Origin of the sequence: Streptomyces sp. NPDC008086 (assembly GCF_042957325.1) — a bacterium.
Lineage (GTDB): Bacteria > Actinomycetota > Actinomycetes > Streptomycetales > Streptomycetaceae > Streptomyces.
On sequence record NZ_JBIBIA010000016.1, the window covers coordinates 69,133 to 90,826 of the forward strand.

Here is a 21,694-nt window from a genome sequence, read left to right on the forward strand (position 1 = left end):
CCGTCGCAATTGACGCCTTATCGGAAAGAAATGGGCTTTCCCCGGGGAGTTGTGCGCACGACAGGACCGGGAGCTGCGGGGACGCCGTCACCTGACCCTGCTGCGCAGGGTCGTGAGGACATAGGCGCAGAGCAGGGCGGTGAGCGACAACGTCAGGGCGCCGCCGACAGGTTGGGCGACCACGCGCGCGGCGGCTTCCAGATACCGCTCGCCCCCGAACGGCCACTGCGACAGCAGCAGCTCCCGCAGCCGCAGCGGAAACCCTGCCGCCGTCCGCACAGACGGCCCTTCGAAGGCCTTCTGTACGAGGGGTACGACCACGACGGGTACGGCGACCACCGCGGCGAGCCCGGCCGTGGTGGACCGGAACAGCCCCGCGGCGAGCACGCCGGCCCAGGCACAGCCGACCACGAGCCCGATCCAACTCGCGCTCAGCGCAAGCCAGTCGCCGGGAACTTCAGCGAGCTCCCGTCCGTAGACGAGATAGAGCACTTCGGTGTCGCAGCCCACGGTGAGGACGGCCAGCACCAGCGCGGTGGCGGAGGCGACGAGGAGCTTCGCGGCCAGCAGCCCCAGCCGGCGGGGGACGGTGCCGCGGTCCGCGGCCAGGGCGGGGTGGCGGAACTCGTCGCCGAACGCGACCGCACCGAGCAGCCCGGCTCCGAGCGCCGCGGGCGGCAGCGGCAGCTGCTGCGGCCAGGCCGCCATCAGACGGTGCTGAGGCGTGTGCCCGACGCGCGCCAGCAGTACGGCGGTGAGAGCGGACACCACGAGCACGGCGGCACCGGTGGCGAAGCTCATGCCGACACCGACGGCGCGACGGAGCTCGTAGCGGAGGGGACGGAGGGGGCTGGGGGCGGGGCGGACGGAGATAGGGGGCGGGAGATCGGGAAGAGGGACGGCGGAAGAGCGTGACGAGCGCGAACCGGCCCCCGACGCGCGAGAGCCGCCCGCGGGCGCCTCGGCTGGTCGCGGACCGCCCGCCCGCGCCTGCGGAACCTCCGCCGACGCCTGCTGCCCCCCTGCGGCGTCCCGTGCATCGGTCGCGGCCGGTTCTCGGCCCGGCCCGTGCGGTGCCTTGCTCGCGGCCGCGGGGTCGTCGGTCGCGGGGAACCCTCTCTCCGGCGCCGGCGGCGTGGCCTTGCGCCCGCGGCCCCCGGCCGTGGCCAGCGCGGCGTCCGGCGCCTGTGGCACCTCGTGGGCCCGCGGCTGGGCCGTGCGAGTGCCCGCCTCGGTGTCCGGCCCCATGTCCCCGATCTCGTCGGCGAGTTGATGCACGAGGATGCCGTGACGGAACGCGGTCTCGCCGACATCGGCACAGGTACTGCCGTACACCGACAGGCGATTGCCGCTCTCACGTACGACCTCGACGGAGCGGTGGGCGGTGCGCGCCTCCTTGGTGAGCACGGCGGCCAGGCGGGAGGCGTGCGGGGTGCGGACGGCGACGCGCGGGCGCAGCCGGGTGCGGGCGAAGTCGGCCACCTCCTGGTCGGCGATGAGCCTGCCGCGCTGAAGTGTGACGACCCGGTCTGCGGTGCGTGCGGCCTGCTTCGGGTCGGCCGTGGTCAGCAGGACCGTGCCGCCCTGGTCGGCGTGGGCCCGCAGCATGCCGTACAGCCAGCGGCTCTCGCGGGCCGAGAGCCCGCCCGCGGGGTCGTCGAGCACGAGGGTGTGCGGGTCGGACAGCAGTGCGCAGGCGAGACCGAGGCGGCGGTCCATGCCGCGCGAGAGGGTGCCGAGGCGTTCCTCGCGCAGGCTGACGAGTCCGACGACCTCCAGGACTTCGTCGGCTCGCCGGGCCGGTACGCCCGCGGCGGCGCACAGCATGCGCAGGTGGCCGCGGACCGTGCGTGACGGGTGGCCGGGAAGGTCGCCGAGCAGCACGCCGACCTCACGCGAGGGGTGGGCGATGCGGTGCAGGGGGCGGCCTCTGAAGTAGGTGATGCCACGGCCGCGTTGGAGTTCGAGCATGAGTCTGAGCGCCGTCGTCTTGCCCGCTCCCGACGCCCCGAGCAGCGCGGTGACGCGTCCGGCGCGCGCCTCGAAGGAGACGTCGTCGACGGCGGGGGGAAGCTCCTTGCGAGGGTCGCTGGTCAGTCCGATGGCCTGGATCACTCGCAGCAAGATAGCGCGCTATGTCCGTTTTTTCGGGTAGGGCAAGGCCCGCTGCAACGGCCGGAGTCGGTCCGGCCGGGTCCCGTGGCCGTCATGCCGAGCACGGACCGAGTACGGACCGAGCGTGAACTGGAGCCGGACGGGCCCGGATAGGCATCGGTTCGCGTCCGGGCCGGCGCCGCGCCCCGGTCCCTCCTGTCAGACCTCGGGGCGCAGCATCGGTGGGTTCAGCAGCGTGGCGCCGCCGGCCCGGAAGAGCTGGGCGGGGCGGCCGCCCTGGCGGGTGGTGGTGCCGCCGGTGGGGACGAGGAAGCCCGGCGTGCCCGTCACCTTGCGGTGGAAGTTGCGCGGATCGAGCGCCACGCCCCACACCGCCTCGTAGACCCGGCGCAGCTCTCCGACGGTGAACTCGGTGGGGCAGAACGCCGTGGCCAGCGACGAGTACTCGATCTTGGAACGGGCGCGCTCCACACCGTCGGCCAGGATCTGCGCGTGGTCGAAGGCTAGCGGCGCGACCGGTTCGCCGTCGCGGCCGTAGCCGCCCTGCTTCAGGAGTTCGTCGACCGGCGCCCAGCGGGCATTGCTGGCGTCGCCTCCGGCGCGGGGTGCCGGCAGGTCGGGAGCCAGCGCCAGGTGAGCAACGCTGACCACCCGCATCCGGGGATCCCGCTTGGGGTCGCCGTAGGTCGCGAGCTGCTCCAGGTGAGCGCCGTTGTCCTGCGCCGGAACGGCAGGGTCGTGGGCACGCAGCCCGGTCTCCTCGGCCAACTCGCGCGCTGCGGCCTGCGACAGGTCCTCGTCGGCCCGTACGAACCCACCGGGCAGCGCCCAGCGCCCCTGGAACGGCGGTTCGCCCCTGCGCACCGCCAGCGCGCACAGGGCATGGCGGCGCACGGTCAGCACGACCAGGTCCACGGTGACGGCAAAGGGCGGAAAGGCTGACGGGTCGTAGGGCATGCGGCGATCATAGTCGTCTGCTTGACGATAAACACTCCCTTCGTCGGCCGCATCGACGGCTGATCCAATTCGGCTTGGTATGAGCCTCACCCCTCTGCATGTGCTCACGCCCCAGGACGTCGTACGAGGTCACGCTCGCAGTTGCAGCCTCTCGGCAGCCTCCTCGACCATGGCGAGTCCCAGTCGGCTGACCCGTACGGAGAAGGGTGCGCCGGCGACCCGGAGACCCGTCAGAACGATCTCGCCGAGCGGTGCGCTGCGCACGGGGCGGAGTGTGACCGTCCCCGCCGGAGCGTCCGGGCGGATACCCGCGAGCGTGGTCAACAGCAGCACTCCGGCTGCCGCCGCCGTGGCCGCGGGGCGACAGGCCGCCGGATGCGGGAGCGGGGCGCCGCCATCTGTGCATCGCTCTCCCGCGTACATGTCGGGCAGCCGGTTGCCGAACGAGGCAGCGGCCGCGAGTACGCCCCGCAGCAGTCCACTCGCCTCCTTCTCGTAGCCGGCGGAGGTCAGCCCCGCGACGGCGAGCGCGGTCTCGTGGACCCGGACGGCGCCACTGCGGTGACCGAACGGGCTGTGCCCCGTCTCCCTCAGGCCCAGTCCCCGAAGGCCCCAGCCCGAGTCCATGGCCGGGCCGCCGAGCAGCCGGGCGAGTTGTTCGGTCTGCACCCTGTCGAGCAGGCCGGGGGCCTGTTCGCCCCCGCCCAACAGGCCGGTGTCGAGGAGGTGGACGGCGGCAGCGCCCAGATGCGGCACCAGGCGCCCGTCCGGGACCCGGGCAGCCGCGGGCCGGCCGCCGCCCAGGTCATCGAGCCAGAAGTCGGCACGGAACGCCGTCCGCAGTGCCCCGGCCCACTGCCGCAGCTCCGCGCCGCCCGGTCTGCCGCAGGCGTCGAGCAGATCGGCCCCGAGCAGCGCGGCGCGATGGGCGTGGGCCTGGGTCTCACAGCGGACAGGGCCTCCGGGGTGCGGGTCGGGCAGGTAGGTACCCTCGCCCACCGTGGTCCGCAGCCAGGTCAGACAGCGCTCGGCGGCCGGGAGGAGTTCTTCGGTCTCCGGATCGGGCAGTCCCCAGCGTCGGGCCTCCGCGAGCAGCGCGGGGAAGAGCAGCGTGGCCTCCGTGCCCGTGCAGAGCGGTGGCAGATGTGTGCCCGCGTCCCGTATCGGCGCGGGGATCATGCCGGACCGCGTCGCCTGGGGCGGGAGTTGGGTGCGGGCGAGGGTGCGCAGCGTGCCTGCGGCGAGCCGGGTGCCCAGGGGCAGGGCCATGCGGGCCGCGGCGAGGGCTTCGGCCGGGGCGAGTCCGCAGCGCCACGGTGCCCCGGCGGCCAAGTGGACGTCGGAGGGGTGGGCCGGGTCGCGCAGCAGCAGGGCCTGGAGGTCCTCGATGCTCGTCCGCAGCAACGCCTCCGCCCCGGGATCGTCTCCGGCCGCCCGCGCGGTCGCCAGCGGGCTGGTCGCCGCTCGGCCCGCCGCGCGGACGCGGCCGGCTCCGTCCGGCCGCACCCTCAGTTCGATGCTCACGCTGCCGCCCGGGGGCAGCGCGAACTCCCACCGCAGCAGCCCCGCGGAGGCCAGTGCCTCGGCGGGCGGCGGGTCGGCCGTCACAACCGACTTGCCCCTGGCGGAAGACCAGCGCAGACCGGAGTCGTGGACGGTGGCGGGGACTTCCGGCCCGGGATTGCCGCCCGCGATGGCGCCGAGATCGGCCAGGTCCGTGCCCAGGGCGACCTCGACCGGCAGGCGCAGGGGCCGGACCGCCGCGCTGTGCAGCGTGATCCTCTCGGTGCCGTCCGCGTGGCGGATTCGCTCGACGACGACGTCCGGGTCCGGGCCCGCCTGCGGGGAGCTGCGCAGCGTGCCCACGAAGCGGGCGCGATCGGCTGCGGTCATCCTGGCCTGGACCGCCAGCGGCTCACGTCCCGCCACACGGATCTGGCAGCGCGACAGTACGCGTCGGCCCGCCCGGTAGAACCCGTCGAGTCCCCGGCCGGTCAGCTGCCCCTGCCCCGTGGAGATGGCGAAGCCCGGCAGAGCGACACAGATCAGCGCGTCGTGGGTGGAAGGCAGGTCGGAGAAGCGCCGTGCGGTCGAGGGCTGAGCCGACGAGGGGGTGCCGTGGGGCTGGGCAAAACGCCGTACAGGCTCGGCTGATGTCGGCGTTGCCGTGTGCGTGCTCGTGGGTGCGAGGGGCGCCGCCCGGCTCTGGTCCGTCGGCCGATTCGGCTGCTCGAGCCGAGGAGGAGCATCGTGCATCGGCCTGGGCACGCGCCATGTTGTACCGCCCGTGGACGGAGGCAGTCCCGTGTCCAACCTCTGGGACGGGACCGACCCACCGGCTGCGGAGCGCTCTTCGGCGGGCGGCGAGGTCTGAGTCTGCGGTGGCACCGGAGTCGGCTGTGGCATGGGGCGACTTCCTCTGCGCTCTGTGCGCCTCGGGCGTGTGCGGCGCCGGCTGGGGGCCCCGGAGTGACAGGGGCGGTGCGGCGGCACGGCCGGTTCAGGCGTTCCGCCACTCAGGTGAACGGGGAGGGATCCCTCCAGGTCACGCCCGGGGCGGGGTAACCCATCTGGAGGGCCGTCCCTTTCAACCGGAGGGCCGCCCCTTTCATCAGGTGCGCCGGGTGGGCGGAGTCGATTGGTGGCCGGGGCGCACGCTCCGTGGCTGTCGTGCTCTCCACTGCACGGGGCACCATGCCGCCCACCGGAGCTGTCAGTCCGACGACGGGAGCGGCCACCGGTCTGCCGCGACCGCTCACACATCCCCCTCGCCCCCTGTGCCTGCAGGGCGCGCGCCGTCCGGACGGGGCTCACCGCGACGAACCGCGCCCTTCTTCGGCATACGCAGAGCCGTGCCCTTCGAACCGCGCGCAACCGTGGCGCCCGGCCGCGGAGCAGCAGGGTGGGTCCCCGCTGAGGCGCGGGGGCGGGAGGAGCTCGACTTCTGCGCTCGCCCGGTGGGCCTCGCGGAGCGGGGGAGACTGCCGGTCGAACCCGCGGGGTGCCGGGGCGGGTGACGATCACCGGCGTCGGAATTAAGCGCGGTCCTCGCCGGTTCGCCCCTCAGCGGCTCCTTCGCGTCTGCGGGCTTGCCGAGAGGCCTGGCAGCCTCCCCCTCGGGCGTCTGGCGTCCGCCGGACGTCCGGCATCCTTGAGATCCCTCGCGGCCCGTACGCCCCTCCTGTGCCTCACGTCCCTCGCAGCCCTCACGACCCCCTTCACGTCCTTGATGTCCCTCACGTCCCTCACGCTCCGAACGCAGACAGCGGCGGATCGACTCAGGGTCCAGACCCTCGTTGCAGGCTTGGTGCAGCAGACGGGCGAAGAGATAGTCGCGGTCCGCGCCGAGTGCCATGGCAAGGGCTTCTCGGGCCTCCAGATCATCGCCGGTGGACCAGGCGACCCAACCGGCCAAGGTCAGAGGCGCCGCCGCGTGCTCGCTGTACGCACCGACACACCGGCGGGCCAGCGCCCGCCACAGCCGGAGGGCAGGGCCGGCCTCGTCGCCCTCCATCCACTCGGCCGCCCGGTCACGGGTCGCGCGGTCCTGCAGACCCAGAATCAGCCTCGCGGCTTCGTCATGCCCGAGCAGTTCGTCGTCCCGGAGGTCCGACGTGAGCGTTCCGGAAAGCGGCGAAGCCGCGGCGAACCGGCCCATGAGTCGCTCGGCCAGTTCGAGCGTCTCCTGGGCCACACCGCCGCGCGTCGCGTCGTCGAGGATCCTGGAGACAAGCGCCAGGCCGGCCTTGTCCAGAGCGGCCTCCTGTTCCAGGGCGACAGCGGTCTCAAGGGGCAGCAGCCTGGCCCGCAACTCGCGCAGTGTGCCGCGTACCTGAACTCCGGCGTACGTGGCCGCCGCGGCCAGCACGGACGTACCGGGCAAGCCCATGGAGCGACCCTCGGGCGGGCAGCACTCGACCCGATCGCAGCAGTAGGACCAGAAGCGACCGTCCGAGATGCAGAGCGCCTCGATCACCGGCACGTCGAGGCTGCCGCAGGCGACACGCATCTTCTGGGCCAGCGGTCGCAGCTGTTCCATGATCTGTCGGCCCGTCTGCCCCTTTGCCGGTTCCTGGCAGAGGAAGGCGACCATCTGCTCCGGCCGGGCTCCCCTGCGCTCGCTGCCCGTCACCAACCCGTGAGCCAGCTGCGTGGCAGCGGAGTCCCAGTCGTCCGCACTCGCGGGGATGCCGAGCCGCGCCCGGCCGCCGAACCGGCCGCGACCGGCGCTGTCGTGCAGCGCGACGAGCACGATGCTGTCCTCCGGGCGGTATCCGAGGAGATAGGGCAGGGCGTCGGCCAGTTCGGCCGGGGTGCGCAGGGTGACCTGGTGCGCGGGCAGGTGCGCTTCGTGCGGGGTGCAGTCGAGCTGGGCCACGTGTCGCGGGCGCCCGTGGTCTTCGTCGGACCCGGCAGGCGCGACGTACATCTCAGGCGTGTCGTTCGGGTCGATTGCTCCAGGAGCCGGGTGGTTCTCACGGCCCGGGTTGTCGTCGTGCTCAGGAGATCCGTTGGTGTCGCTGTGATTCGTCATGCGAAGACGATCTCCCGGATCGCGATGCTCCGCTTGACCCTGTGGATAAGTCCGATCAGGGCCACGACAACCTGGCCACCACGGCCAGTTGCGCCAGGATCGACCGGCATCCCACACAACACACCGGCCCCGCGCACCCGCCCTTTCCAGCGCAAGCGGTAGCTAGCTCCCCTTGGCCCCGGCGGCCCTACCAGGCGTCCTCCGCAACGAACCACACGCAGAACTCGCCTACGAAGACAGGCAGTTCGCGAGTTCGCTGAACGTCTCCCCCTGCGGGAGCCGCGAGCACGTCCACCGCTTCCTCCACGATCTCGGCGCACACACCGGTAGCGAGTTCGCTCCCGGCGCACAGCCCTACGTCACGCCTCTCTGCGAGGTCACCCCGCCGCAGCGAGGACCAAAGGAAGCACCTCTCCACTGCCTGCCCGGCGAAGCAACCGCGCCGCGACGGCGAGGGTCCAGCCGGAGTCGGTGTAGTCGTCCACGAGCAGCACCGGTCCCGGGGAGCTGGCCAAGGCACCCGCCAGCTCCTCGGAGACAGTGAACGTGCCGGACAGTGACCGCAGGCGTTGCGCGGAGTTGCTGCGCCGTACCGTGTGGGCGCCGCTCGGCCCGGTGTGGGTCAGGTTCCCCAAGTAGGGCAGGCGGCCGATGCCGGCGATGCCCTGGGCGAGGGAAGCGACCAGTTGCGGGCGGGCCAGGGACGGTACGGCGACGACGCCCACCGGACGAGCGGAGGCGTCCGGGACGTTCGGTGCCCAGCCGCCCGGTGAGCGCGCCCAGTCGGCGAGCACGGCGACCGCGGCCTGAAGAACGTCGTCGGGGACCGGGCCGTCGGGCGCGTTCTCGGCCAGCAGGGGGCGCAGGCGGTTGCCCCAGCCGATGTCCGACAGCCGCCCCAGGGCCCGCCCGGTGGAGCACTGCTCCTTCGCCGGGATACGTCCCTTGAGGTCGATGCCCAGGGCGGGCATCCCCGTCGGCCACATCCGGCGCGGCTCGACCTCCGCCCCGGGGCGATCGAGCTCCTTCGCCGCCCCTGTCAGCGCCTCGGCCGAGACGGACGACGCGATCCAGGTGCCCGCGCAGTTGTCGCAGCGGCCGCACGGGGCGGCGCCCTCGTCGTCCAGTTGTCGGCGTAGGAACTCCATCCGGCACTCGGACGTGCTCACGTAGTCCCGCATGGCCTGCTGCTCCGCCGTCCGCTGCCGCGCCACCCATGCGTACCGCTCGGAGTCGTAGATCCACTGTTGGCCGGTGGAGATCCAGCCGCCCTTGACCCGCTGGACCGCCCCGTCCACGTCGAGGACCTTGAGCATGGTCTCCAGCCGGGTCCGCCGAAGATCCACCGCAGCCTCGAGGGCCGGCACCGAGAGCGGTCGTCCCGCGTCGGCCAGCGCCGAGAGCGTCTGCCTGACCTGTGCCTCGGGCGGGAACGCCGTATCGGCGAAGTAGCGCCAGATGGCCTCGTCCTCCTTGCCGGGCAGCAGCAGCACATCCGCGTGCTCGACACCGCGGCCGGCGCGACCGACCTGCTGGTAGTAGGCGATCGGCGAGGACGGCGAGCCCAGGTGCACCACGAAGCCCAGGTCCGGCTTGTCGAACCCCATGCCCAGCGCCGACGTGGCGACGAGCGCCTTGACACGGTTGGCCAGCAGGTCCGCCTCGGCCTGCAGGCGGTCGGCGTTCTCCGTGCGCCCCGTGTACGAGGCCACGTGGAAGCCGCGCTGTCGCAGGAAGGCGGTGGCCTCCTCGGCCGCGGCCACGGTGAGCGTGTAGATGATCCCGGAGCCCTGCATCTCGTCCAGGTGCTCGGCCAGCCAGGCCAGGCGGTGCGCGGCGTCCGGCAGCTGGACCACGCCCAGCCGCAGGCTCTCCCGCTCCAGCGAGCCGCGCAGCACCAGTGCCTCACCGGCGCCGGTGCCCAGTTGCTCGGCCACGTCCGCCGTCACGCGCGCGTTGGCGGTCGCCGTGGTCGCCAGCACCGGAACGCCGGGGGCCAGCGCGGCGAGCATCGCCCGGAGCCGTCGGTAGTCGGGCCGGAAGTCATGGCCCCAGTCGGAGATGCAGTGTGCCTCGTCGACCACCAGCAGGCCGGTCGTCGCCGCGAGCTTCGGCAGCAACTGATCGCGGAAATCCACGGAATTGAGGCGCTCCGGGCTCACGAGGAGAACGTCGGTCTCCCCGCGCTCGACCTCCTCGTAGATCGTGTCCCACTCCTCGGGGTTGGCCGAGTTGATGGTCCGCGCCTGGATGCCGGCCCTGGCCGCCGACTCGACCTGGTTGCGCATCAAAGCCAGCAGCGGCGAGACGATCACGGTCGGACCGGCGCCCCGACGGCGCAGCAGGGCGGTGGCGACGAAGTACACAGCTGACTTGCCCCAGCCGGTGCGCTGCACCACCAGGGCGCGTCGGCGGTCCTCCACCAGAGCCGCCACGGCCTGCCACTGGTCCTCACGCAGCCGCGCCGCCCCCTCCTGGGCACCGACGAGCCCGGCGAGGATGGCATCGGCTTCAGCACGGAGCTCCGGATTGTTCATGCCTCCATGCAACCCGATGGCACTGACAATCAGCTACCTCACCCTGCGCGACCGGCGCTCCTGTGCCGTCGGCAGAGCTGGTGAGCAGCTACGACCTCGCGATGCATGGCCGCCCCATGCATCGCACAGTGACGCACTGGGTAGGGATATAACCCTCGCACCACCAGATAACGGTCGGTGGCCCCAATTGCTCGTTGCCGCATTCAGGTTCGGCAGGAAGAATTGAAGTCCGCTCCCCGCACGGCTCGTCCGTGGTCCGGTAGGGCTCTGCTGCGGTGTGCGCTCCCCCGATTCCGACCTCGCCCGTAGTGTGGGCGCGTAGCCGAAGGGAGGACCGTGACCTTCGGATTCGCTCCGTCCTCCGCGGCATCCATGTCGACGTCAGCCGACCTGTCCGCCGCATCCGCCAACCCTCTGGCCCGCATGCTCGAACCCGCGGAGTGGGCCGCCGCGGGCATCCCACTGCTGCGCAACCCCCGCGAGGTCGTCAGCGGTCTGCACTCCCGGCACCGCCCCAAACCGGCGACGGCGATCGTGGCCGTCCTCGACCCGGACGAGCGGCTGCGGGCGAGCGCCTCGTTCATTCGCCGCCCGGCCCCGGCCGACGGCTGGATGTTCCGCAACGCACTGCTCGCCCAGCTGCGCCGCGTCATCCCGCACGACCTGCGGCGCCGCACCCCGGTGCGCACCGCGGTGCTGCTCTACTGCCGCGAGGGCGACGCCCGTTGGACGGAGGAGGACGGCGCGTGGATGTGGGGGCTGCGTGACGCCTGCACGCTGCATGGGCTGCGGTGCGGGGCGTACATCACGCTGACCCAGGACGGCTGGCAGGTCCTCGGCGAGGGCCGCGGCGGCCGCCGCCCCAACACCGACTCGGCACCAGAGCCCTTCGCCACGTCCGAGTCACCGCTCCCGATGCCCCGCACCGGGGGCGCGGCCTCAGAGGTACTGCGACGCGCGGCTGCCCGCTGAGGCCACGGACCGGGCTTCTCGGCTGACAGCGACAGCACGGCCACTCCGTGCGAAGTCAGCGACGCGGCTCCCGCCGCACGAGATCCGACGCTGCAGCACGAGGCGCGACGGCAGCAGGACGGGACGCGACGCCTGCCGTCCGAGATACGGCGCCTGCCGTACGAAAAGCGATGGCAGCTGCGCGCGCTGCGCCGCACGACATCGGCAACGGGGACGCCACGACACAAGCGACCGGAGCTGCTCGATCGCGATCGAGCAACGACAGGTCAAGGGCCCGTCGCCACGGGACGACCCACGACGACCGCCCGTCGGCATGGACGCTCACCAGGGTTCGCCGAACGTGTGCGCAGCGAGCTCTCCGCTCGTCCGCGCACACCAAAGGCGGCACCGTGCAGACGCCGTCTCGGCGACGGCGTCCTGTCCCCCCGGTGTCCCGCGGAGCTTCCCCCGGACGAGCCGGATCCGGCTCAGACGCCCGCGCCCAGCACCGAGTTGATCCTCTGCGGGTCACCGCAGACGATCAGCAGGGCACCGGCCCGGCCGAGGGCCAGGGGCAGGGCGGCGGCAGCAGCGGTGTCGGGGCCACCGTTGACGGCCACCACGACCACGGGACGCACCGCGGCACGATCCGCGGCCGCGGCATCGGCGTAGAAGACGTCGTCCCCCGCGTCGTGTTGCGCCCAGTAGGAGGCTTCGCCGAAGGACAGCTCGTGGGCGGCCCACGGGTGCTGTTCTCCCGTGGTGATCACCAGCACGTCGCTGGGAGCGCGGCCCGAATCCAGGAGCAGGTCGACGGCTTCCTCGGCGGCGTCGAGCGCGCCCTCGGGGGAAGCCGGGATCAGCTGGATCTGCGGGGTCGCCGCAGCCGGAGCGGTGGCGACGGGGGCAAGCGGACCGGTCGGCCCGGGCTTGGTCACGGCCACATCGCGCGGCGTACGTTGCACCGGCGGCGCGGGCCGCGGGGGCCCGGGTCGGCCGGGACGCGACGGAGCCGCGGGGCGGGGGCCGGGTACGGGGCGAGGGGTCGGCGCGGTACGGCCGCTGGCCGGCGTGGCGCGGGGACCCTGGGCACTCTCGTGAATCTGAGGCTCCTCGGGAATGAGAGGCATGAGCTGATATTTATCAAACACTGATGCGGCTCGCGTCAGCGGGTGGCACACAAGTGCGAGCGGAATCGTCAGAAATCGAAGCCGAGCTGACCCTCGATCTCCGGAACGCTTCCTTCCACCCAGGTGCGGACCTTCTTGAGATGCCGCCACTGGGGCAGCGCATCAAGATACGCCCACGACAACCGGTGGTACGGGGTGGGCCCCCGCTCCGCCAGTGCGGCCTTGTGCACGGGTGACGGATACCCGGCGTTGTCCGCAAAACCGAAGTCTGCATGGTCGATACCCAGTTCGGCCATCATTTTGTCGCGCTGCACCTTGGCGATCACCGAGGCCGCCGCGACCGCCACACATGACCGGTCGCCCTTGATCACCGTCCGGACCCTCCAGGGGTCCCCGAGGTAGTCGTGCTTCCCGTCGAGGATCACCGCGTCGGGACGGACGGGCAGGGCTTCCAGGGCGCGCCCCGCGGCAAGCCGCAGCGAGGCCGTCATCCCCAGATCGTCGATCTCCTCCGGAGAGGCGTGCCCGAGGGCGTACGACGTCACCCACGTCCGCAACAGATCGGCGAGCTCGGTGCGCCGCTTGATGGTGAGCAGCTTGGAGTCGGTGAGCCCTGCGGGGGGCCGACGCAGTCCGGTGATCGCCGCGCAGACGGTGACGGGACCGGCCCACGCGCCGCGCCCCACCTCGTCGACACCGGCAATGATCTTCGCTCCGGTCGTGGCTCGAAGGGAGCGCTCGACGGTGTGAGTAGGCGGTTCGTACGGCATGGCGCCCTTAGCGTACGCCGACCGCGGCGGGCTTCGACACCCCGGTTCACCGAAGCGATCTCCAGGCCGCCGCAGTGGCGCTTCAGGCGCGCGTCGGGCGGAGCAGTGGAAGCATCAACTGGTCGATCATCTCCTCGAGATCGCGGTCGTTCCATTCGCTTGAGCACATCTTCGATCGGTACATCATCATCGCTGGAATGGCGTCGAACACATAGCCGTTAGCCGCATCAGCCCGCACCTCTCCTCGAGCGATGCCACGGGTGATGACCTCCCGGAGCAACCCGATCGTGGGCTCCACGACTCCCTCGAAGATCACGCCATGAAACCGCTCGGCCTGGAGGCTGTCGCATTCGTGAATCACTGATCGCAGCGCGAAACCGGGGCGCGAGAACATCGCCTCACGGGCCTGCCGACACAGCTCGAGCAGATCTTCGCGCACCGTCCCCAGATCGGGAGCCGACTCGAACCGCGGCAGCCCGGCACGCAGCGCATCGGCGACGAGGTCCTCCTTGGACGGCCACCGCCGATAGACGGCCGCCTTCCCGGTCTGCGCGCCGGCGGCGACGCCCTCCATCGTGAGGCCGTTCCAGCCGACCGTACTGAGTTGTTCCAGCGCGGCGTCGAGGATCGCGCGTTCGAGCACAGCGCCACGCCGGCGGAGAGAGGCCGTCTGAGCGGGGGCGGCCGTCCAGCGCGAGGTAACCATCTGAGCGTCTCCAACGAACAAGGGAAGCGGGGATTCCGGGGACAGGGATGCACTGCGCGGCCACTACGGGGGGACGGACCGCACAACGACAACCTAAGTGAACGCTTGCGTTCACTACTGGGGACTCACTACGGTTGTCGCGGCAGTGAACGCGAGCGTTCACTAAGGCATTTGTGGGGGACCCATAGTGACAACCTCTCAGTTGATCAAGGATCAGAAACCAGGTGCGGCCCGCCGGGAGGGGCATCCCGGCATCGCGCTCACCGTCATCGCGGCCTGCCAACTCATGGTGGTACTCGACGCGACGATTGTGAACATCGCGCTCCCGCACATTCAAGACGCCCTCAAGTTCAGCACCACCGACCTCACCTGGGTCGTCAGCGCCTACACACTCACATTCGGTGGTCTGCTGCTCCTCGGTGGCCGCGCGGGCGACATCCTGGGCCGTCGCCGAGTCTTCATGTCCGGCATTCTGCTGTTCACGCTCGCGTCCCTGCTCGGCGGACTCGCCCAGGAGCCCTGGCAGTTGCTGGCCGCGCGCGTGCTCCAGGGCGTGGGAGGCGCCATCGCCTCGCCCACCTCGCTGGCGCTCATCACCACGACGTTTCCGGAAGGCCCCGAGCGCAACCGGGCGTTCGGCGTCTTCGCCGCCGTCTCCGCGGGCGGTGGCGCCATCGGTCTGCTCGCGGGGGGCATGCTCACCGAATGGCTCGACTGGCGGTGGGTGCTCTTCGTCAACGTGCCGATAGGCATCGTGATCGCCGTCCTCACGCCGCTGTACATCAGTGAGTCCGAACGGCACACCGGCCGCTTCGACATCGCCGGCGCACTGACCTCGACGACGGGTATGGCCTCCCTGGTCTACGGCTTCATCCGCGCCGCGGACGAAGGATGGCGGGACAGCCTGACCATCGGGTCCTTCGGCGCCGCGGTGGTCCTGCTGCTGGCCTTCGCGTTCATCGAGTCGCGGGCCAAGGAACCCATCACGCCGCTCAGAATGTTCGCCGACCGCAATCGCTCGGGCACGTACGTGATCATGCTCAGCCTCGCCGCGGCGATGTTCGGGATGTTCTTCTACATCGTGCTGTTCGTACAGAACGTGCTGGAGTACAGCCCGATCGAGGCCGGACTCGCGTTCCTGCCGGTGACGGTCGTGATCGCGCTCGGCGCGGGCCTGTCGCAGCGTTTCCTGCCGGTACTCGGTCCCAAGCCGTTCATGCTCGTGGGATCGGCGCTCACGGCGATCGGGCTGGCCTGGCAGACCCTTCTCAGCTCCGACAGCTCGTACGTCGGCGGAGTCCTCGGCCCGATGCTGGCGTTCGGCTTCGGCATGGGCCTGAACTTCGTGACCCTGACGATCACCGCTGTATCCGGTGTCGCCCAGCACGAGGCCGGCGCGGCTTCCGGACTGCTCAACACCACGCAGCAGGTGGGCGGTTCGCTCGGCCTGTCCATCCTGACGACCGTGTTCGGCTCGGCCAGCAAGGACGAGGCGGAGAAGCAGTTCCCGAAGTTCATGGCGGAGGGATCGGCCGAACAGAAGGCGGAGTTCGCCAAGACGCAGCAGTTGCCCGGTTCCTGGGGGCACGAAGTGCTCACCCACGGCATATCGATGGGCTTCGTGGCAGCCGCGGCGATGGCGGTACTCGCCCTGGCCACGGCATGGTTCGTGATCCGGGTCCGCAAGAGTGATCTTGACGCCCTCGCCGGGACGGCGGGTCCGATGGCCGGGTGACTCAGCCCGGCCCGCCAAGGGCCGCGGATGGCCGGATCGCGTGCGGGGGACCTCCTGCGAGGACGACGAGCCGGCCATCCGCTCCACCCTCACGGCGACCGGCGAGCGACGAGCCGATCCGACGCGGGGAAGCCGGACACCGCTCCACGCGACGACCGCCGCGACGAACAGCGCGCCCAGCACCGACACGAACTCCATGGCTTCACCCCCAGCGCCTCTCATATGTCATGCGCGCACAGCCCCAGTGGGGCCGCACACCAACTGCCATGACAACGGATGACCGATCACACAGAGTTCCCGGCGCGCACGGAAAGTTATCGAGATGCGGCGCGGGCAGCGGCTGTCCGAAGCGCTACGCCGAAGTCGCCAGCCACTCGGGGAACGCCTCGGTGCGCTCCACCCACTCGACCGGCACCGACCCGGCCTTCCCGGAACCGATCACACCGCCCACGATGGCGCACGTGGTGTCCACGTCACCGCCGACCTGGGCGGTCGTCCAGAAGGCCCGCTCATAGTCGCCGAGGGTCCGCGCCGCCGACCAGAGGGCGAAGGGCACGGTGTCGTGGGCCGTCGTTCGGCGTCCGCAGCCCAGGACAGCCGCGACGGTGCCCGCGTCGCCGTAGTCGAGCATGTCCCGGGCCCGTCGTAGACCTGCTCCGACCGCACTCTTCGGCACGAGGGCGATGACGTCGTCGAGCAGCGCCTCGGGGCTGGGTGGGCCGCCAGGAGCGGCAGCCAGCGCGGCAGCCGCGGCGACAGCCATGGCGCCGACCACGGCCTCGCGGTGCTGATGCGTGGGGTAGGCGGAGATCTCGGCCTGGTGGGTCGCCTGCTCCGGGTCGTCCGCGTACCAGGCGCCGAGGGGCGCGATCCGCATCGCGGCGCCGTTGCCCCAGGAGCCCTGTCCGTTGAAGAGTGCGGCCGACAGCTCGCGCCAGTCGCCGCCCTCCCGGACCAGGCGCAGCAGCCGGTTGACGGCAGGGCCGTAGCCACGGTCGAAGTCGTGGTGCTCGGCGAAGGAGCGGGCCAGGGCGTCCTGGTCGATGCGGTGGTGGGCGGCCAGGACGGCGACCACGGAGCAGGCCATCTCCGTGTCGTCCGTCCACTGCCAGGGGCCGGGGGGCAGCTCGCGGCGCTTCAGCAGGGGGTAGTTCACGGGAACGAAGAACTGCGAGCCCAGCGCGTCGCCCACCGCGAGTCCGCGCAGGCTTGCCAGGGCGCGCTCCAGGCGCCCTTCGGGAGATGAGTCAGCGGTCATCGCTCTGCCACTCTATCCGGTGATCCCGTACGGTTCCGGATCTCGCCAGCGTTCGAACGGCCGGTCAAGCGTGTACTTGCCGTCGTCCCCGAGAACGAGCATCCGCATCTCTGCGTTCCCTGGGTTCGACAGTGACTCGAATTCCGCGACCGTCCAGTGGAACCAGCGCATGCAGAACAGCCGCATGGCAAGTCCATGGGTCACCAGCAGCACGTTCGGCGGATGGTCGGGGGCCTCGAAGCTGCGGAACAGGCTCTCCAGGAAATTGCCGACCCGGTCATACACGTCGGCGCCGGACTCGCCCTGGGCGAAACGGTAGAAGAAGTGGCCGTAGGCGTCCCGGTAGGACTTCTGAAGGCGTACGTCGTCGCGGTCCTGCCAGTTTCCCCAGTCCTGCTCGCGCAGCCGGGGTTCTTCGCGTACGCGTATGAGCTCGTGGTCCAGGTGGAAGGCCCGCAGGGTCTCGTGCGTACGGCGATACGGCGAGACGTACACGCTCACCCGTTCCCGGCCGAACACCTCCCGCAGTCGTTTTCCGGTCTCCTCCGCCTGCAGTCGGCCCCGCGCGGTCAGGGCGAGGGCGTGGTCGGGTTCACGCTCGTAGACGGTGTCATCAACATTGCCCGTTGACTCGCCGTGCCGGACAAGGACGATGCGCCGTGGTCGTGCCATGCCAAAACCCTAGATCGGGTCACGGCCCATCGAAGACTCGTACGGGCCCCATACGGCGTAGGTCACACATTTCCTGCACCACCGGGCCGCGTCAAAACGCACTTTTGGCGGGTCCGGAATTCAAACCGTCCAGGTCGATTCGAGCTCCACGATGTCACCCGTAAGGGCCGCGATGTCGGCCTCGGTCTGGGCTCGCAGCGCCAGTCGCTCCACGCGCTCCGTGCGGTACTTACCGTGTTCCGCGGCCGACCGCCACATCGACAGCACCAGGAACTCATGCCCCGGGGCCTCGCCGAACAGCCCGCGGATCATGCCTGGGGAGCCGGCCATAGCGGGGTTCCAGACCTTCTCCTGCATGAGCGTGAAGTGTTCCGCCCGTTCTTCGTGGACACGGCAGTGGGCCACCCTGACGAGATCCGCGTCGGTGAAGCGCGGCTCGAACCCGGTCTTCACGTCGAAGCGGTAGTCGAAGAGTCTGACCTGCATGTCCTTGAAGGTGCCCGACTGCGCCGTCGCCAGTCTGTCGTGGGAGCGGGCCATGAAGGAGTCGTAGAAGGAACGGCTCTCCCAGAACGAGAAGATGTGCGCCACCCCCTGCCGCCCCCGACTCCAGCCACCACCCTGCCCCCGAAATCCCGGCTCCCCCAGAAGCCCCGCCCACTTTCGCTGCCCCCGCTCGAAGCCGCGGCGGTCCACCACGGTGCAGCGAATCCACTTGACCAGCACCGCGCCATCGTAAGGCCACGGAGCGTGGCGCTGGTCACTCTCGGCAGGAGTGCTCTTCGGCGTACGCTCCCGCGCGCGTGGCAGGATGGACAACCGGCCTTGTCTGCTGGGCAGTTCGGGCTGAGACAACGCAAAACGGGGAAGGGGAGCCTGGTGAACGCCATCAACAAGGGGATCCGGAAGGTCGAGATCTCACTCAAGTGGGATCCGAGTCCGGCGGGTCAGCCGCCCACCGATCTGGACCTCGTCGCCGCGACCTACCTGGCGAGCGACCCGTACGGCGATCCCGCGTACGTGGTGCACTTCGACAGCCGTTCTCCCGACGGAACGATTTATCTCAACCGGGACAGCAAGGACGGCAAGGGTTTCGGCTGGGACGAGGTCCTCACCGTGGAGCTCGACCGGCTCGACAGCCGGTACGCGCGCGTGATGGTCGGTGTGGTGATCCAGCAGAATCCCGCGAAGCGCACCTTCGTCAGCGTCGTCAATCCGGCCCTGCGCATCCGCGAGGGCTACACCGTCATGGCCGAGGACGACTTCGGCGGTGTCCTCGGGGCGACGGCGACGACGGTCGCGGAGTTCATACGCGACGGATCGAGCGCATGGGACTTCCACCCGGGCATCCACGGCTTCGAGGAGGACCCGGAGACGTTCACGGCGACGATGGGCAGCGCTCGCCAGACCTGAGCCACTCGTAGGTCCGCCGGGCATACGACGAAGAGGGGCGCCGACCTTATGTCGGCGCCCCTCTTCAGCGCGTTCGCCGGGTCACCTCAACGGCTCCCCGGCGTCCGGGGCCATGCCCCTGCCCGGTGTACTGGCGGAGACCACTTATTGCTGGCGTGTCGTATTCCTCGCCTCAACCGCTCTTCATGCTCGACGTCGGGGACCTGGCCAGGGGTAGCCAAGCTGATCGGCAAACTCCTTCGAGCCGCCGCAAACCTCAGCGACCTCGCGGGGGTCTTCGGCCGTGAGACGAGCCTCAAGGCGCTCTGCTTGGTCGCCCGGGTCGTCTCCGGAGACCGGAAGGGTCATCCTGAACTGAAGCCAGGGACGGTCCTCTCTGATCGCGGAGCGGCCGGGATGGAACAGCCAGACGCTGATCTGGTCAGGTTCCCAGTGCCAAGCTGAGACGGCTCCCAGTTCGCATTCCCAGGTCGTCAGCCAGCCGACCCGCTCCCGGAGCCGTTCTTCAAGAAGCCGGGCGACTGTTCGGGCCGGCCACTCCCAGCTGCGGTCGGTCGAGGCCCGGCGGACCTCCGCGTCGTACTGATTGACGTCGAATCGAAGCTCTGGGAGGTCGACATCGTCTTCATCCGGGTTGCGCCAGCCGCTCCAGACCACGTGCTGCCCTTCGCGCCTGATGGTCACGTAGACAGCGCCGCAGCATCCTTCCGTGCACTCGGCCTCGGCAAGCCGAACCTCGCGGGGCGTGTCTGTCGCGTGAAGCGGCGCATGCTGCCCCAACAGATACCGAGGGTCATCTGCCGGCCCCTCGTCGAACACGTCGGCCAGGATGTCTCGTCCGTTGATGATCGGTCGGCATTCCACGGCGCCGTGTCGGCTTCCCAGCGGTGGCACGACGATGCGGAGGGACAGCAGATGCGGTTCTGTGGTCATTGGCTGATGGTCTCGGAGTCAGTGGCAGTTGTCCTGCCTGTTTCTGCTTGAAGGGAGACGGGGGACTCCGTCCTGGACATCCTTGCCTGAATGCCTTTGCATGTCGTGGGCGCGGGCGGCGAGGTAGTCGGCCCAGGAGGTCTTGGCGAACCCTGCCCAGCAAACTGCGGTGTTGGGGTGGAGGCCGAGGATGCTCGCGAGGACCGGTGCGGGCAGGTCACCGGCGAGCGCGACCAGGGCCGCGTTCCGGGCCGGTCTGGTGTCGATGCCGTGGGACAGGAGTTTTGAGCTGAGGCCGGTCTGAGAGGCGGGGCGGCCGGGGACCAGACCGGGGAAGAGCCATGGCTCGCCGCGGTTGGTGCAGGTGAGGGCGGCCCGGGTGTGGGGTGCTTCGGCCAGCTGGTGGAGGAGTCTGGCGAGCCGGGGCGGCAGCAGGATCGGGTGCCGGTCGACGGTGAGGTAGCTGTTGCCATCGCGGTGAACGAGTTGGGTCGCGGTCAGGTGCCGGACGTGGGACGCATGCAGGCCGAAGAGCAGGATCAGTGCGCCGGCGGCCCGGGTGTCCAGAGCCATCGTGGAGTCGGTCAGGCACCGTTTCAGCAGCTGCCAGCGGCCGTCCTCGTCCATCAGCTGGCTGGGCTGCGACGCGGAATGGAAGGGACAGTGAGCTTGCCAGTGAGGCCGCGGCCGGTGGTCCAGGACAGGAAGTAGCGAATTGCGTAGGTGCGGGTGTTGCCCGTGTCCAGCCAGCGGTCGAGGCGGTCTTGCCGAAGTCCGCCCAGGTCGAGGCCGTGCTCGTCCAGCCAGGTGAGGAACTCCAGAGCCACCAGGACACGGGTGCGGAGGAACGAGCCCGGCTCCGCTGGGCGGCGCGTCGTCGGGCTCGCCGCAGGCAGGTGCCAGTGCGCGTAGGGACGGACCATCTGGACGTGGCCGACGGGGCGGTCGGGGACCGTGTCCAGCCATGCAGGGATGCGGTCAAGTTCCTCATCTCGTCCTGGGAGGGCTCCGAGGTGTACGAGGGTGTGGCGGACGTAATGCAGGTGTCGGCTGGGTAGAAGCTGATCGAGACGTTGGTGGGTGATCGGTTCTCCGGAGGCGGCCAGGCTGGCGAAGAGGGCGGCGTTCGGGCTGTGCTTGAGCCAGTGCAGGATGCCGCGGGGCCGCTCGGCCAGGGCGAGAGCGTCCCGCAGCGGCTGTAGCTGTGCCGGGATGTGCCCGTCGGGGCCGGACAGCAACTGTTGGAGGCGGGCGGTAAGCACGCAGCGGCATTGGGCGTCGGCGTAGGTCCGGGCGCCGAGTCCGCAGGTGCGGCAGGTGCAGTCGAAGGCGGTGCCCGCGCAGGCTCCGCCATCCCGGTGCCGTCCTCGGCGATGCCGATCAGTGGCTGGTGGCGGCCGCAGCCGGTGCAGGTCGCGGGCGCGTCGAGCACGACGGTGTAGCAGGTCGAGCAGACTGGGCCGATCGGCCAGCGGGTGTGGACTCGGCGGGTCCGTCCGCAGCGGCAGCACTCCTGGGTGAGCCCTGGGCGGCAGGTCCGGCAGGTCCATGCGCCGTCCGCTCCACGGTGGCAGGGGCGGACTTTCCCGCAGGTGGAGCAGGTCTTCGTGGGCCCGTTGCAGCAGTCCTCGCAGATGTCCGGCTGGGAGCCGCTGGCCCGACGAGCGATGCGTCGTACTTGTCCGCAGCGGCCGCATTCCCTGACCGGCTTCTGTTGCTGGTGGTGGCAGGACGCACAGATCGGTGCCTCGGGACCGTTTGACTTGGCCGGGCCGAGGGCGCCGCAGCTCACGCAGGTGTACTGGGGCCCGGTCCAACAGGACGCACAGATCGGTGAATTATCCGGGCGGCGGGTGACCGGCATGCGGAGTTGGCCGCAGGCGACGCATTCTTCGACGACGTCCGGGGCGACGCGGTAGCAGGAGTAGCAGATGAGGCCCTCGGCTCGGCGGGCGGCGAGCCGGGTGTTGGTGCGTCCGCATC

At 70.7% G+C, this 21,694-nt stretch carries 17 protein-coding genes; 3 read left to right on the forward strand and 14 right to left on the reverse strand.

The annotated features are described in order from the left end of the window. Positions 1-87: 87 nt before the first annotated feature. The 5 genes from ACFZBP_RS39085 to ACFZBP_RS39105 all read right to left on the reverse strand — a co-directional run bounded on the left by ACFZBP_RS39085 (position 88) and on the right by ACFZBP_RS39105 (position 10,143). Positions 88-2,115 carry an ATP-binding cassette domain-containing protein gene (locus ACFZBP_RS39085; RefSeq protein WP_391420741.1) on the reverse strand — a complete coding sequence of 676 codons (2,028 nt, stop codon included), beginning with the start codon at positions 2,113-2,115 and terminating at the stop codon, positions 88-90. A 198-nt stretch (positions 2,116-2,313) separates the two neighbouring features. Continuing rightward, positions 2,314-3,072: an NUDIX domain-containing protein gene (locus ACFZBP_RS39090; RefSeq protein WP_062719454.1), complete on the reverse strand. Its 759-nt coding sequence runs from the start codon at positions 3,070-3,072 to the stop codon at positions 2,314-2,316. A 129-nt stretch (positions 3,073-3,201) separates the two neighbouring features. Further along, positions 3,202-5,070 (reverse strand): glycogen debranching N-terminal domain-containing protein, encoded by a 1,869-nt coding sequence (locus tag ACFZBP_RS39095; protein WP_391420784.1) that lies wholly within the window; start codon positions 5,068-5,070, stop codon positions 3,202-3,204. A 757-nt stretch (positions 5,071-5,827) separates the two neighbouring features. Beyond that, a complete protein-coding gene (locus ACFZBP_RS39100) occupies positions 5,828-7,606 on the reverse strand; it encodes a DUF4192 family protein (RefSeq protein WP_391420743.1) in 1,779 nt (592 codons plus the stop codon). Positions 7,607-7,983: 377 nt separating this feature from the next. Further along, a complete protein-coding gene (locus tag ACFZBP_RS39105; protein WP_391420744.1) occupies positions 7,984-10,143 on the reverse strand; it encodes a RecQ family ATP-dependent DNA helicase in 2,160 nt (719 codons plus the stop codon). A 336-nt stretch (positions 10,144-10,479) separates the two neighbouring features. Here ACFZBP_RS39105 and ACFZBP_RS39110 point away from each other — a divergent pair, with 336 nt between their 5' ends. Further along, the gene (locus tag ACFZBP_RS39110) at positions 10,480-11,115 is read left to right on the forward strand and encodes a hypothetical protein (protein WP_383457036.1); all 636 of its coding nucleotides are present in this window, start codon (positions 10,480-10,482) and stop codon (positions 11,113-11,115) included. A gap of 467 nt (positions 11,116-11,582) precedes the next feature. Here ACFZBP_RS39110 and ACFZBP_RS39115 read toward each other — a convergent pair whose 3' ends face one another. From ACFZBP_RS39115 to ACFZBP_RS39125, 3 genes are all read right to left on the reverse strand, one after another. Continuing rightward, positions 11,583-12,224 carry a hypothetical protein gene (locus tag ACFZBP_RS39115; protein ID WP_391420745.1) on the reverse strand — a complete coding sequence of 214 codons (642 nt, stop codon included), beginning with the start codon at positions 12,222-12,224 and terminating at the stop codon, positions 11,583-11,585. A gap of 68 nt (positions 12,225-12,292) precedes the next feature. Beyond that, positions 12,293-12,994, reverse strand: coding sequence for a ribonuclease HII (locus ACFZBP_RS39120; RefSeq protein ID WP_383457031.1), 702 nt, complete (start codon positions 12,992-12,994; stop codon positions 12,293-12,295). Positions 12,995-13,076: 82 nt separating this feature from the next. Next, positions 13,077-13,700: a TetR/AcrR family transcriptional regulator C-terminal ligand-binding domain-containing protein gene (locus ACFZBP_RS39125; RefSeq protein WP_391420746.1), complete on the reverse strand. Its 624-nt coding sequence runs from the start codon at positions 13,698-13,700 to the stop codon at positions 13,077-13,079. Between the two features lie 187 nt (positions 13,701-13,887). On the opposite strand from ACFZBP_RS39125, the gene ACFZBP_RS39130 reads away from it, so the two are divergent. Then, on the forward strand, positions 13,888-15,435 hold the full coding sequence (locus ACFZBP_RS39130; RefSeq protein WP_391420747.1) for a DHA2 family efflux MFS transporter permease subunit: 1,548 nt from the start codon (positions 13,888-13,890) through the stop codon (positions 15,433-15,435). Between the two features lie 352 nt (positions 15,436-15,787). On the opposite strand, the gene ACFZBP_RS39135 is transcribed toward ACFZBP_RS39130, so the two are convergent. The 3 genes from ACFZBP_RS39135 to ACFZBP_RS39145 form a co-directional block, all read right to left on the reverse strand. Continuing rightward, positions 15,788-16,693, reverse strand: a complete 906-nt coding sequence (locus tag ACFZBP_RS39135) for an ADP-ribosylglycohydrolase family protein (protein ID WP_383457020.1) — start codon at positions 16,691-16,693, stop codon at positions 15,788-15,790. Positions 16,694-16,705: 12 nt separating this feature from the next. Then, complete coding sequence (locus tag ACFZBP_RS39140) at positions 16,706-17,365, reverse strand: histidine phosphatase family protein (RefSeq protein ID WP_383457017.1); 660 nt, start codon at positions 17,363-17,365, stop codon at positions 16,706-16,708. A 120-nt stretch (positions 17,366-17,485) separates the two neighbouring features. Then, complete coding sequence (locus tag ACFZBP_RS39145; RefSeq protein ID WP_383457014.1) at positions 17,486-18,091, reverse strand: YdbC family protein; 606 nt, start codon at positions 18,089-18,091, stop codon at positions 17,486-17,488. A gap of 153 nt (positions 18,092-18,244) precedes the next feature. On the opposite strand from ACFZBP_RS39145, the gene ACFZBP_RS39150 reads away from it, so the two are divergent. Next, positions 18,245-18,778: a TerD family protein gene (locus ACFZBP_RS39150; protein WP_391420748.1), complete on the forward strand. Its 534-nt coding sequence runs from the start codon at positions 18,245-18,247 to the stop codon at positions 18,776-18,778. Between the two features lie 183 nt (positions 18,779-18,961). On the opposite strand, the gene ACFZBP_RS39155 is transcribed toward ACFZBP_RS39150, so the two are convergent. From ACFZBP_RS39155 to ACFZBP_RS39165, 3 genes are read right to left on the reverse strand one after another with little or no spacing between them, the layout of a single operon-like run. Further along, a complete protein-coding gene (locus tag ACFZBP_RS39155) occupies positions 18,962-19,711 on the reverse strand; it encodes a hypothetical protein (protein ID WP_391420749.1) in 750 nt (249 codons plus the stop codon). An 18-nt stretch (positions 19,712-19,729) separates the two neighbouring features. Then, entirely contained in the window at positions 19,730-20,338 is a 609-nt protein-coding gene (locus ACFZBP_RS39160) for a hypothetical protein (protein WP_391420750.1), read from the reverse strand. Continuing rightward, a complete protein-coding gene (locus ACFZBP_RS39165) occupies positions 20,338-20,973 on the reverse strand; it encodes a hypothetical protein (RefSeq protein WP_391420751.1) in 636 nt (211 codons plus the stop codon). Before ACFZBP_RS39165 ends, ACFZBP_RS39160 begins: the two co-directional genes overlap by 1 nt. Between the last annotated feature and the right edge of the window lie 721 nt (positions 20,974-21,694).

What these genes read in the sequence shown, in the direction of transcription:
- ACFZBP_RS39160 (WP_391420750.1), bottom strand. Translation starts at nt 20,338, where the DNA reads ATGGACGAGGACGGCCGCTGGCAGCTGCTGAAACGGTGCCTGACCGAC.
- ACFZBP_RS39125 (WP_391420746.1), bottom strand. Translation starts at nt 13,700, where the DNA reads ATGGTTACCTCGCGCTGGACGGCCGCCCCCGCTCAGACGGCCTCTCTC.
- ACFZBP_RS39115 (WP_391420745.1), bottom strand. Translation starts at nt 12,224, where the DNA reads ATGCCTCTCATTCCCGAGGAGCCTCAGATTCACGAGAGTGCCCAGGGT.
- ACFZBP_RS39155 (WP_391420749.1), bottom strand. Translation starts at nt 19,711, where the DNA reads ATGACCACAGAACCGCATCTGCTGTCCCTCCGCATCGTCGTGCCACCG.
- ACFZBP_RS39105 (WP_391420744.1), bottom strand. Translation starts at nt 10,143, where the DNA reads ATGAACAATCCGGAGCTCCGTGCTGAAGCCGATGCCATCCTCGCCGGG.
- ACFZBP_RS39090 (WP_062719454.1), bottom strand. Translation starts at nt 3,072, where the DNA reads ATGCCCTACGACCCGTCAGCCTTTCCGCCCTTTGCCGTCACCGTGGAC.
- ACFZBP_RS39100 (WP_391420743.1), bottom strand. Translation starts at nt 7,606, where the DNA reads ATGACGAATCACAGCGACACCAACGGATCTCCTGAGCACGACGACAAC.
- ACFZBP_RS39135 (WP_383457020.1), bottom strand. Translation starts at nt 16,693, where the DNA reads ATGACCGCTGACTCATCTCCCGAAGGGCGCCTGGAGCGCGCCCTGGCA.
- ACFZBP_RS39120 (WP_383457031.1), bottom strand. Translation starts at nt 12,994, where the DNA reads ATGCCGTACGAACCGCCTACTCACACCGTCGAGCGCTCCCTTCGAGCC.
- ACFZBP_RS39140 (WP_383457017.1), bottom strand. Translation starts at nt 17,365, where the DNA reads ATGGCACGACCACGGCGCATCGTCCTTGTCCGGCACGGCGAGTCAACG.